At 60.9% G+C, this 12,766-nt stretch carries 5 protein-coding genes; all 5 read right to left on the bottom strand.

What is annotated here, in order from left to right:
* Positions 1 to 19: 19 nt before the first annotated feature.
* The 5 genes from QVN30_RS06395 to QVN30_RS06375 all read right to left on the bottom strand — a co-directional run bounded on the left by QVN30_RS06395 (position 20) and on the right by QVN30_RS06375 (position 12,240).
* Positions 20 to 1,105, bottom strand: a complete 1,086-nt coding sequence (locus QVN30_RS06395) for an HD domain-containing phosphohydrolase (protein WP_289835823.1) — start codon at positions 1,103 to 1,105, stop codon at positions 20 to 22.
* 105 nt (positions 1,106 to 1,210) lie between these two features.
* Positions 1,211 to 2,227, bottom strand: coding sequence for a hypothetical protein (locus tag QVN30_RS06390; RefSeq protein WP_289835822.1), 1,017 nt, complete (start codon positions 2,225 to 2,227; stop codon positions 1,211 to 1,213).
* An 84-nt stretch (positions 2,228 to 2,311) separates the two neighbouring features.
* A complete protein-coding gene (locus tag QVN30_RS06385; RefSeq protein WP_289835839.1) occupies positions 2,312 to 4,099 on the bottom strand; it encodes an ABC transporter ATP-binding protein in 1,788 nt (595 codons plus the stop codon).
* Between the two features lie 222 nt (positions 4,100 to 4,321).
* Positions 4,322 to 4,960 carry an NUDIX domain-containing protein gene (locus QVN30_RS06380; protein WP_289835821.1) on the bottom strand — a complete coding sequence of 213 codons (639 nt, stop codon included), beginning with the start codon at positions 4,958 to 4,960 and terminating at the stop codon, positions 4,322 to 4,324.
* Between the two features lie 428 nt (positions 4,961 to 5,388).
* Entirely contained in the window at positions 5,389 to 12,240 is a 6,852-nt protein-coding gene (locus tag QVN30_RS06375) for a Spy0128 family protein (protein WP_289835820.1), read from the bottom strand.
* Positions 12,241 to 12,766: the final 526 nt, after the last annotated feature.

Genomic DNA, 12,766 nt, shown 5'->3' with positions numbered 1-12,766 from the left:
GTATATCCCCTCCCCGCGCTCAGCGCGTCGCCACCGAGCGGTCGTGCAGCTCGTTGATGCGCGGCTCGACCGCAAAGAAACAGTCCAGAAGCTCCGGGTTGAACACGCCGCACGCCCCGTCGCGAATCATGGCGAGCGCCTCCTCGCGCGGGAACGCGTCCTTGTAGACGCGCTTGCTCATCAGCGCGTCGTACACGTCGGCCAGGCTCACGACCTGCACCCAGATGCTGATCTGGTCGCCGACCAGGCCGTCGGGGTACCCGCGCCCGTCCCAGCGCTCGTGATGATGGCGCGCGATGTCGATGGCATACCGGTACGCGCCCATGCTGCGCATCTGGGGGATGCGCTCCAGCAGCTCGGCGCCGCGAACCGTATGCGACTTCATGACCTCGAACTCCTCTGCCGTCAGCCTGCCGGGCTTGCAGAGGATGGCGTCGGGGATGGCGATCTTGCCGACATCGTGCATGATCGAGGCGAGCGCGATGTCGTCGATGTCCTCGGCGGCGAGGCCGTCGCCCAATCGGGTGCATTCAAGCACCATCTTGGTGATGTCGTGGATACGGCGCACATGGTCGCCGCTCTCGCCATCGCGAAACTCGATGGCTGCCGACAGAGACTCGATCATGCCGCGGTTGAGCTCGATGATGCGCGCCGCACGCTCAAGCAGCTGCAAGCGCTGGTCCTCGACGGTCATCGACAGACGCTTGCGCGCCTCGAACAGCTCGACCACCGACTGCACGCGTCGGATCACCGCATAGGGCACGATGGGCTTGCCGATGAAGTCCATGACTCCCAGGCGGTACGCCTTCTCCATGACCGCGTCGCCGCGCTCGGCAGTGATGAGAAACACGGGAACGCGCTGCAGGTAGCCCGTTGGAGCCAGGCGGCGCAGCACCTCGATGCCGTCAAGCCGCGGCATGACGACGTCAAGCAGCACGGCCACGTAGCCCTCGGGCTCCGCGGTGATCTTGTCGAGCGCCTCCTGGCCATCCGCCGCCTCATCGACGTCGTATATGCCGACGAACAGGTTTTCCAAGATCAAGCGGTTGATCTGCTCGTCGTCGACGATCAGCACGCGACCCTGGCTGTGCGCCCCAGCGTCCATGTCCCACCTCGCACTTCCCGTACAGCGGACGGCGCCCGGCGGCAGGCAAGCAGAGCCAGGCGCATGCGTTTGTACACTCTATTCTAGCTGTTCGTTCGCGCGTCCCTACGCGGCATCCTCAGCCGAGGCGTCCGCCGCCCCGTCTGTCGCGGCATCGGGCGCGGGCAAGACGTCGGAGGGGCTCTTCTCGGGAGAGCCGCCGGAGAAGACCTCGGAGCCGTGCAGGTTCTGTTCCATGTTCTGCTCGCGCTGCTCTTCGTCGATATCGTCCTGCGTGACCTCGGTGCTTTCGGCAAGCGATGACACGGAGTTGACCTGCTCTTGGATCTTGCCGGCCGTCTCCTCGTCCATACCGACGATGCGCAGCTGCCAGTCGATGTTGCTGGTGCCGGCGGTGACCTCCTTGGTCCAGATGAACGTCAGCATGGCGCGGCGCGTACCGTCGCTCTTCAAGAACCCGAAGAAGCTGTCGTGCACGAAGTTGCCGCTCTCGTCCACGCGCACGTACACGTTGTAGACCACGCGGTTGATCTTGTTGTTCAAAAGGGCGTTCGTGGCCAATGCCGCGGCTTGGATCTGCGAGTTGGACAGGAGCTCGAGCTCGTTTTTGGACGTGGTGTCAACGACCGACACCTCGACTATGCCGGACTGCTCACTGGCCTCGTCGACCGTGAACTCCTCGGGGAACTGCGTGAAGCCGTTACCCCATTCCACACCGCTCTCCATAGCGTGCTCGACCGTCTCCACGTTGGCGCGATCGGACAGGTTCGCGGTGTTGAGGCGGCGGTTCACGCCGTAGACGACCTGCATGCCCACGACGAACACGAGCACGCCGATGATGCAGATGAGCGCGGTGCGCGTGATGGTCTGCCCGACCTTGGAGCCCGAGGGGTCGTCGGCAGAGAGCGGGTCCACCTGAGCCTGACGCGCCCGGCGGCTGCACCGATGGTCGGACTCAAGCTTGTTGACCGCCTCGGCCCCGCCCTCCTCGCGCGCCTTGTCGCGCACGGCGCGACGGCGGGACGCGTCGCGGGCGCGCATGGGGTCGACAACGCCGGAATCATCAAGCTCTGAGAAGAGCTCGGTCGCTTCGTCCGCTGTCAGAGGTGGTCTTTTTGCCATAGCGCACCCTCAAACGTAGCGCGGGGGCCATAAACCCCCGCAGTCTCTCTCCATATCAATGCGACGCACGCGGCGGCGCTTTCCCTACAGTGCGGGGTCCGCAGACGGCACGTCTTTGGCGCGCACGCCTTCGAACTGCATCCGATAGTAACGGGCATACGTGCCTCCGCGCGCGAGAAGCTCCTCGTGCGTGCCGCGCTCCACGACCCGACCACGTTCCACCGTGGCGATCTCGTCGGCGTTTTTGATGGTCGACAGGCGGTGGGCGATGATGATCGTCGTGCGATCCTGCGCCAGCCGCTCAAGCGACTCCTGCACGGCCTCCTCGCTCTCGTTGTCGAGCGCGCTCGTGGCCTCGTCCAGAATGAGGATCGCGGGATCCTTGAGGAACACGCGGGCGATGGCAACGCGCTGCTTCTGGCCGCCGGACAGACGGCTGCCGCGCTCGCCGACCACCGTGTCGTAGCCGTCGGGCAGCGAGCAGATGAAGTCGTGGATGTTCGCGCGGCGCGCCGCCTCCTCGATTTCCTCGTCGGTCGCATCCGGTCGACCATAGGCGATGTTCTCGCGGATGGAGCCGTCGAACAGGTATACATCCTGCTGCACGAGGCCGATGGCACGACGCAGGCTCTCCTGCGTGACGTCGCGAACGTCCTGTCCATCGATGGTGATGGAGCCGGCATCGATATCGTAGAAGCGCGGCAACAGCGAGCAGGTGGTGGACTTGCCGCCACCCGACGGCCCCACCAGCGCAATCGTCTCGCCCGGACGGATGGAGAGCGTGAGGTGGTCGATGACGGGACGCTGCGGGTCGCGGCCGCCCAGCTCGACGTCTTTGTACGAGAAGCAGACGTCGCGGTACTCGATGGCGCCGTCGCGCACCTCGAGCGGGCGGGCATCCGGCGCGTCGACGATGTCGGGCATGGTTGCGAGCACCTCGTCCATGCGCTTGAAGCCGGCGATGGCCTTCTGGAACGTCTCGGTGGAGTTGACAAGCGTCTCGATGGGCGTGGCGAACAGGCTGATGTACAGCGCGAACGTCGCCAGATCGACCGCAGACATATTGCCCGTGGCGATGAGGTAGCCGCCGAGCACCACGATGGCGGTGTACAGCGCGCCGGTCATAAGGGCGCTCGTGGCCTGGTAGTTGCCCATCACGTGGTACTGGGCCACCTTGGAGCCCAGATACGCCTCGTTGGAGCGGCGGAACTTGGCGCGCTCGGTGCCCTCGTTCGCGAACGACTTGACGACACGGATGCCGGACAGCGAGTCCTGCAGCTGCGAGTTGACATCGGAGATCTTGCGGCGGTTGTCGGCGAACACGGCGCGCATATGCAGGTTCTGGCGAACCATGATGGCCACGAACACCGCCGTGATGAGCGCCATGACGCCGGCGAGCACGGGTGCGATGGTGAACAGGATCACGAACGCGCCGATGATCTCGATGCCGCAGATGATGATCCATTCGGGCAGATGATGGGCACCCTCGCAGATGTCGAACAGGTCGTTGACCACGCGGCTCATCATGTCGCCAGAGTTCACGCGGTCAAAGTAGGAGAAGCAGAAGCGCTCATACTGGTCGAACAGGTCCTCGCGCATCTTGGACTCCATGCGCGCGCCCATGATGTGGCCCTGGGCGGACACGAAGTACTTGCACGCGGTGCGCACGAGGTACATGGCGATCAGGCCGGTGGCCACAAACGCAAGGGAGCCCATGATGGCCTCCGGACCCTCCGTGAACAGGCCGCCGGTGAGGCCGCGCAAGATGATGGGGAACGCCAGATCGATCCCTGCGAGCACGAGCGCGCAGACCGTATCGGCGATGAACAGATGCTTTTGCGGCCCGTAATAGGCGACGAACCGGCGGAACATGCTCGGTTGCTTGCTAGACAACTCTTCTCCTCACATGATGCGTTTTGGTACTTTTTGGACGGGGTCGTTTTCCCGTCGGTCGGACCGTCGCAGCGCGGCACCGATCATCGGGGGCGGACGCAGATGGCAGGTGTCGCGATGCCGTCTCCGATTGCGACGACATGGCGAATCTGCCATCTGCGTCCGCCCCACGGCGAAGCGACGGGACGGTCGCGTGAAATGCTACAGACGATGGGCGATGGCGTCGCAGGCGAGCGCACCGACGATGGTCTTGGAATCCTGGATCTTGCCGTCGAGCACGGCGTCGATCAGCTCGTTGAGCGGCACCAAGTCGACGTTCAGGAACTCGTCCTCATCGGGGCACGCCTGGTCGAACTCGAGCTGGGTCGCCATGAAGATGTGGATGAGCTCGTCGGAAAAACCGCAGGAAGAGGCCATGGTGGTCAGATAGCGCATGTTGTGCGCGATAAACCCGGTCTCCTCATGCAGCTCGCGCTTGGCGCACTCGAGCGGGTCCTCGCCCGGATCGAGCTTTCCGGCAGGCAGCTCGACCGTCACGCGATCGAGCGCGGTGCGATACTGGCGCACGAGCGCGATCTTGCCCGACTCGGTGAGCGCCACGATGGCCGCCGCACCGCAGTGGCGCACGATGTCACGACGGGACGTATGGCCGTTCGGCAGCTGCACCTGCAGCGTGTTGACGTCGAAGATCTTGCCGGACCACGCAAGCTCCTCGGACAGAATCTTCTCGTGCAGACCGGGATCGCGCTCATCATCGTCACCGAGCACGAGCGCAGGGACGCATTCCTCTTCGGCAGCGTCGTCGGCAGTCTCTTGGGTATTCAAATCCTGCTCTTCCATGGTTGCTCCCTTACGTATGGTCATGTGCGATGCTTATTGTAGCGACCATCAGGCCATTATGAGTCCTGGACAAAAGGAGCACGAGATATCTCGAGCTTGCCCCCAGATACGGGGCAGCCTCGCCTTCACCTCACTTCAACCTCACTTGAGGTGGAAGTGGGGTTGAAGTGGAGTGGAGAAATGAGGTGATGAGCCTCGTCTGGGCCCTGTGCATACAAACAGGAGACCCGGCCGCGACAGCGCGCAGGCCGGGTCTCGGCGCATGATGACACGGTCGGGATCGTCACCATGCGATGTACGGCGGGGTCAATCGCCGCTTATGCAAAGCCGTTGGTCGGGATACGGCTGTGCACCGAAGAAATGTGTAGGTGCTTGCGCACCGGAGTGGCGCTCCGAGCTCAATTGGCTCGGAGCGCCTACGGATGCCGTTAGCTCCGGTTCTTACGGAAGAACGCGATTGCTCCACCCGCAACCAGAGCGATGCCTGCAAGTACCACAGCAAAGATCACGGCCATCGAGGAATCACCGGTCTGAGGGATGCCCTCATCAGGGGTAGTCGGGGTGGTCGGGGTGGTTGGGGTGTCCGGCGTATCGGGCGTGTCCGGAGTTGTCGGGGTATCAGGGGAATCGGGCGTGTCGGGGGTATCCGGAGTGTCCGGAGTGTCCGGAGTTTCCGGGGTGTCAGGCGTATCCGGGGTATCCGGGGTGTCTGGGGTGTCCGGAGTTACGGGCGTATCGGGCTCGTCATAGATATTTTCGAACGTGATCTCCGTAATCGGGTCCTCACCTTCGGCTACCGGCTCTCCGTTGACTGCCGTTACGCTCCAAGACACAACCAGCCCGTCTTCGCCTTCAGTCACATTGGCAACCAAGGTATAAACGTCGCGATCGTACGTCATGTTCTCGTCGCTGCCAGCCACTTCGCGAAGCGTGAACTCATATGTACCTTCTGAGCTGAAAACGATCTGGTCAATGGTCACAACACCGCTTGCGTCATTGGTGCCCTCTGCACGCATATCCTCAGAGAGAGTTCCAGCGATGCCTTCAAGCACAAACGTGAATTCATCGGGGCGCAAGTCCGTACGATCGCCCTTCAGCTCCTTGAACACCTTGATGTCCGCATCAGTCGGAGAACTCGGCTTTTCGGGCAGGTATACGTTGGTGAACGTGATCTCGGAATTCTGGACGTCGGCCGTCGCGGAAAGACCGCGGCCGTCGTTGGCCTTGGTGATCGTCACGACCACCGTGTAGACTTCTTTGGAGTACACCACGTTGTTGGCGTCCGTGCCGCCCGCACCGGGCTCACCGTCGACACCGAGTTCGTAGACCTTGTAGGTATGGGTCTCCTCCTCGGTGTAGACGATGGGATCGAATTCGAAGCTTGCCACGTTGTTATTCGCAACACCGTTGGCGGTCTTGCCGATCAGTTTCTCGGAACCGTCCGCAGCAACCTCGTACAACGCAAATGTGAAATCTCCCTCGCCAAGCTGAACGCTGTCGGAACCGTTCGTGTCGAGCACCTTTGTTCCGTTGATGGTATAGGAGGTCTTCCCGTCGTTGTAGATGTTCTCAAAGTCCAGATCACCCGCGCCGACCTCTTCGCCGTCAGCGTTCAGGATGGACTGGTCTTCAATCACGAGCTGACCATCGCCATTATCAACCACGGTGAAGCTCAGCCTGTAGACCTCAGAGCTGTCCGTGATGCCCGGAATGCCGCTCGCCTGCTCCTGCACTTCGTACACGTACGTGCCTGGCTCGGAGAAAGTCAGGGTTCCGAAAGTATAGGAGCCGTCGTCGCCGTTGGTCACCGAGGCGCCTTCGCTAGGCTGAGGCGCACTCACTCCCTCCGGAGCTGAGATGCTCTTCATGATGAACGTGAATTTACCCGCTTCGAGCGCGCCATAGGAACCATGCTCGTCAACGACCGTCTTCGTGCCAGAGAAGCCCGCCTCCGCGGGATCGCCAGGCGCGGTCACATCCTCAGGGTCGTAGGTGTTAACGAAGACGATGGCGTCGTTGCCAATCTCCTTTCCGTCCGCCGCATTCTGGTGGACGGTCATGTCCGCGATGAGCGCACCGGTCACGGGATCGTCGGCCACATTATAGGTCACGAAGTACACGGCATCGTCGTAGGTCACGCCTGCGACGGTCGAGCCGCCGTCAACCTCGCTCACACGGTAGGTGTAGGCGCCTTCGGTCGTGAAGCTGAAGGTACCGAAGTTGACGACGCCGTCAGTATCGTTGGACACGGCATAGACGCCATCGCCGCTCTCATCCTTCGCGTTGTTCGGCATCGGAACAGTGACGCCCTCGGGCGCGGACACGCTCTTGATCTGGAACTCGAAGGCACCGGCCTCAAGACCCTTGCTCCGGCCGTTCAGCGTCTTGGTGGCACGCAGGTCCGCCGTGGCGACCGCGGGGTCGTATTCGTTCACAAACTCGCCGGTGCCGGACTGGCCCTCCTGCGCAAGCGTTACGTTCAGCGTGCCGTCCTGGTTCTCGTCGGTCACTTCAAAGCGGTAGGTCACCGAAGCACCGCTCGTGTTGGAGACGTTCGGGGACTGCTTCGCGTCAATTTCGCCTTCGGTCACCGTGAACTCATAGATTCCCGGAGCGGTGAAGGTGATTGGATCGAAGCCGAAGGGCACCGAAACATCCTCAGTGGGAACGCCCTCCCCGGCCTCTTCGACCGCGTCAGCGTAATCGACCGTCACCTCAGTTTCCGTGGGCAGCACGAAGCCAGATTGCTCGTCCCCAACACCATCCGTCACGTTCTTGCCCGTCAGCGTGAATGTGAACACGTCGCTTTCAATCCAATCGCGACCGGTCAGCTTCTTACTCAGATTGACAACGCCCGTACCGTCCAACGGCAGCTCGCCGGTAGAGGAGTACGTATTGGTGAAGGGGACTGTGCGATCCTCTGGATCAACCGTCACGTTCATGTCGTTGTCGACCATAACCGTGATGGTCTCGATGTCGGTGTCGTAGGTCCAGCCCTCAATCGCACGTGGTGCCCTTTCGGCCACCTCGAAGATATAGGTGCCAGGCTCAGTGAAGGTGATGGCGCCGAAGCTCGCAGCCTGCTTGAGCTTATCTGTGGTGAACTCGTCCGTCACCTTTGCGGTCATTCCGTTGAACGCGACGAGCGCTCCGTTCTCGTCCGTTTCCCAAACGCCGCTTTCAATCGGGCTATCGTCGGCATCCTGCGCGCTTTTGAGAGAGAGGCCGAAAGTGAAATCCATGCCCGTGGGCACATTCACAGTCTTCTCCACCTTGAGCGCAGTATTAGGATTGTCGCCAATCGTCGTACCACGGAAGGAGTTCGTGAACGCCGCTGCGGTCGTCACATCCTGGTCGGCCGTGGCAGGCGCTTTGCTGTTGTCGTACGTGATGTCATCGATCTGCAGCGCACCGTTGTAATCGGAGACCGCCACGGTCACGGTTCGCGGCGCACCGGCGCTGTTATCGTAGGTCCAGCCGTTCGCCGGATTCGGCGTCACCGTGGTCTCGGTCACGTCGAAGGTGTAGGTACCCGCCTCGGCGAACGTGATGTCTCCGAACGTGGAGGTCTTCGCCGTGCCGTCCGTATACGGCGCGCCGATGGTGAGCTCCATGCTGTTGAAGGGCGTCTTGTCCTTGCCGGAGCCCTCGTAAACGGCGTCACCGTTCTCGCTCGTCAACGTCAGCTCGAAAGTGAAGCCGGACGCATCCGCGTCAAGGCTCTGGCCTGTCACGGTTTTCTGGACCTGGATGGATTTGGTCGCATCCTTATCGTCCGTCGTGACCTCGCCAGGATTATAGGAGTTGATAAATTTCGCCTCTGTCTGGGACTGCCCCTCTTTATCAACGATTGTAGGTGTGACGGTCAGCTTTCCGTCATCCCCCAGTTGAACCGCGTAGGTAACCATGTACTCGGCATCACTGTAGGTGTACCCGGCATTACCCGGTGCGGGTGCGACCTCGCGTAGCTCGTACGTGTAGGTACGGCCCGCATCGGCAGCCGTGAACGTGATGCCGCCTGTCAGCGGATTCATGGTGTCGGTGGCGACGCCCGTCGCAGGATCCATCTCGGCGGCGTCGTTCGAGAACTCGAGCGTGACATCGCCATCGGACAGGCCGATCTTCTCCGCAGCGTCCGCAGCGCTCGGCTGGCCATCGCCCTCGGTATTGAGCGCCGTCAGCGTGAAGTCGAAGTTGTTGGCGTCACCGTCCGTTCCGGAGAGATTGTTCCCCTCGAGGTCTTTCCGCACCGTCAGCGCGCCCTCGGCAGACAGCGTCAACGGCGCAACGTACGTGTTGGTGAACGAGGCGCGAGAGGTTCCCGTATTGGAGATCGTGCCCGTATCGCCCGTTGCGGTGGTGGTGTAGTTGTCCTCAGCGGTCTCGGTCACGGTGTAGGTCGTACCGACCGGCAGGTCGGACACCACGAGGCGCTCCCCGTCCTTCAGCGTGAAGGTGGTCTCATCGCGGTACGGCGTCGCCGGGTCGTCGACGCCGGAAATCTGGAACTGGGAACCGACCGGATTCCCGCTCGCGTCGTACACCTGCGCGGTGTACTTGTCGCTCAGATCGGCACTGGAGGCGTCCCTGAGCTCGACGGTGAACTCGAAGCTCTTGTCGCTATCCGACGTCGGATCGTTCTCGACGGCCTTGGTGACCTCGAGCGTGCCGGTCGTCGGCACCTTGCTGTTGGTCACCTGGATGGTCACGTCGCCGTCGAACAGCGCATTGAGGGACTGGTTGCCCAGATCCTCCTTGGGACTGTCCGTCTCATCGACATTGTGCTCGGTGCACTGGGTGATGTCGAGGCGCGACCAACCGGCATCGGCGACGTAGGCGGCGTCCCCGTCACCGGTCACGATGTAGTCGAGCGTATCGGTCGCATCGTTGTAGTGATAGTGCAGGGCATCGCCGTCATTCGTCCAAGAGGACTCATCGGCAGGATAGCTCTGCCCAGTCGAGGTCTGCGGCTGAGCGGAGACCTCGTGCAGCGTGGCGTCGACGTCATCGCCCGCAGCGAAGCCCTTCATGCTCCACACGAGGTCGCCGATGCTCGTCTCGACAGAAACGTTATCGCCCGTGCTGCCTGCGTTCACATGGACCCCGTCGTCGTCCACGACGATCTGAATGGGCGTTTGCTGCTCGATGTAGTCACTCGGCGTTTGAGTCTCGACCAACACATAGAATCCCTCGGCGAGGACACGCGATCCATCCGCACCGTCGGCGGATGTGATGTCAAGCGTGCCGTCGGTGCCCGTCGTGCCCGTGAAGCACACCGTCTCGTCCGCATCCACGGCACCGTTGCGGTTGGCGTCGGTATACATGGTGAACTCGGCGCCAGCCAACGGCTTGCCCGTATCGGCGTCGGTCTTGATGAGGGACAGCTCGTTCTTGATGTTGGGGATGTTCAGCGTGACGGAGAAGACGCGCCCGATGCCGTCGTAGCCCGACGCTGCGTTCGCATCGGTTTCAATCTGCTCGATCCAGCTCGACGCGGTCATATCCGCGATAGAGTCGGCTTTGGTCCAGTAGTACCTCACCGTGTACTCGGCGGTGCTTACATTTCCATTATTTGTCTCGAGCATGTAGGCGTACTTGGTGATGTCGCCGGGAAGGTTCTCGATGGTCACCTCGTAATCGCCCGCCGAACCGGGGAGGAACTGGTACTGGCTGTTCTCCTCCTTGGCAGCAGCGATGATGTAGGCATTGGTATTCCCGCCTGCCACGTGCCATCCGCTGAAAGCGTCACCGGACACCGGGTACCAGGCGCCGTCCTCGCCCTTCTGCATGACGACGGCGAACAGGGTCCCACCGTTCTCCGCACTGATGTCGTGAGAGCCGCCGTTCTCATCGATTACCGTCGATGGGGCCGATGCGGTCACATGTGCCTGCGAGTACGCGCCGGTGTCCCACTCGTTGCTCGCGAGCAGCACGCCGTCCTCGAAGCGCAGATATATGTCGCCGTTGCTCCGATAGCCTTCTGGGACATCGCCCTCGGTCAGCACCCAATTGTCGCTCTGATCGCCGAGCTGCTCGAGCGTGATGGGCATCTCCTTGCCGGCCCTGTTGGTGGTCGTGAAGATCATCTCGCCAGTGGAGTCGGTCGTTCCAGTCACGCTGTAGCCGTTGTCGACGATGTTGTAGTCCTGATTGGCCTGCCTCAGAGTGAAGGTCACACCGCTGATCTCGTCGCCGTACTGGTCGACCTTGAGCACGCCGGACTCGGGGATATTCACCAGGTTGTACTTGAGAGACATGTTGGAGTCGGTGTTGCCGCGCTCGAGGTAGAAGAAGTCGAGCGTGTGGTAGGTGTTGTCAGCAAAGGTGTCATCGTCGAAGTCAGACGTGTCGAAATCGCCGCCGAGTGCGGCCTGGAAGAGGGCGCGCAGCGTGGTCTTCTCGTACGGGGTACCATCATCGTTCTCGTTGTACACGTTGTCATTGTTCACGTCATGGTAGATCACGACGCTGCCGTCGGCGAAGTTGATCTCGATAGAGGACTTGTCATGGATACCGCCCAGGTCGCCCACGAGGACGCCGTCGATGTAGATCCACACGTCGTCGTCACCGGAGAAGTTGTAGGTGACCTCTTGGCGACCGGCGGTACCAGCAGCGGCCGTGTGACCACCGTACTGCTGGATGAAACGGGTGGACATGTTGAGGCCGAAGTAGTGGTTGATGTCGGCGTCGGTCGACGTGACACCATTTTGGGTAAGCTGGCCGCCCTGCTCGTTGAACACGTCTTCACCGGTGTTGAACGGGAAGAACTGCCCGTTAGGAGAATGGCCGCCCGCATTGACTCCCCAGGTATCATAGAGCGCGAAGGATTCGGCCTCTGCATCGAACGCGGCGAAGTTCGCCTGGCTGTTGTAATAGTAGTAGCCGTCATCGTCGACCTGCAGGAGACCGTCGACATCCATATAGGATGCCTTTCCCTGCTGCGCGGAATCGCTAAACAAATAGGAGAGGGACTCGTTCCCGATTCCGCCCGTTCCAGACAAAACGGGATAGCCATCGGCGGACAGTAAATCGGAAACGATGCCCTGGCGCGGTGCGGAATCGCCCGTCCAGTCGTTAACAGCGGTCGAATTGACCACGTCCTCATTGTCGTTCGTGCCCATTCCGGCACCGAACTTGAGAACATGATTTGCGTTGATTCCACGAATCTGATAATCAGTGCCGTTGTTCTGATCGTTGGAATCGCGCTTTTGGATCCAGTAATCGAACAGGTTAATCGTCGTACCACGAGGGCTCACTCCCTGAACGGTGTGGTCGATCAAGGCCGCTTGCGCCACGCCCGGTGCGCATATCAGCACCGATAGCGCAAGGGCCACCGTAGCGAGCGCCCCTACAAGTTTAGAAGCGCCCCCCGAAGGCTTTTTCTTCCGGAACAGTTGGATCATAACCCACCACCTCGCACTCGCGCCGCAGCCAACGCCAGCGGGTGATGCTCCCGATAGCTCCGCCAATCGCAGGCTGCGTTATTTCCGCTCTGTCCGTATACCGTTCGTATACAAATAGACATACATTCGTGAAAATCTTAGCTTTCACTAAAACCAGCCCCCTTGTTCAATCTTCTGAGCAAAAGTGTTCAGATTGAAGCAATTTATCTTCTCCGCATTGTTTTTTTCTCTTACTTCTTACTTCAGTTCATATCTTTTATTCTTGTTTCAATGTTAATAAGCATCCTTTTCTCACGCGTTAAATTTCTCCATTTGTGGTGGTTATGTGTAGAAATGCTTAGTTGTAAATTACAATTATCAACTCATTCGTCACCTTGATGTAAAGCGTCCCACACCAACTGGC

The organism is Collinsella ihumii, from assembly GCF_030385545.1.
Lineage (GTDB): Bacteria > Actinomycetota > Coriobacteriia > Coriobacteriales > Coriobacteriaceae > Collinsella > Collinsella ihumii.
This window is presented reverse-complemented; position numbering and strand designations above follow the sequence as displayed.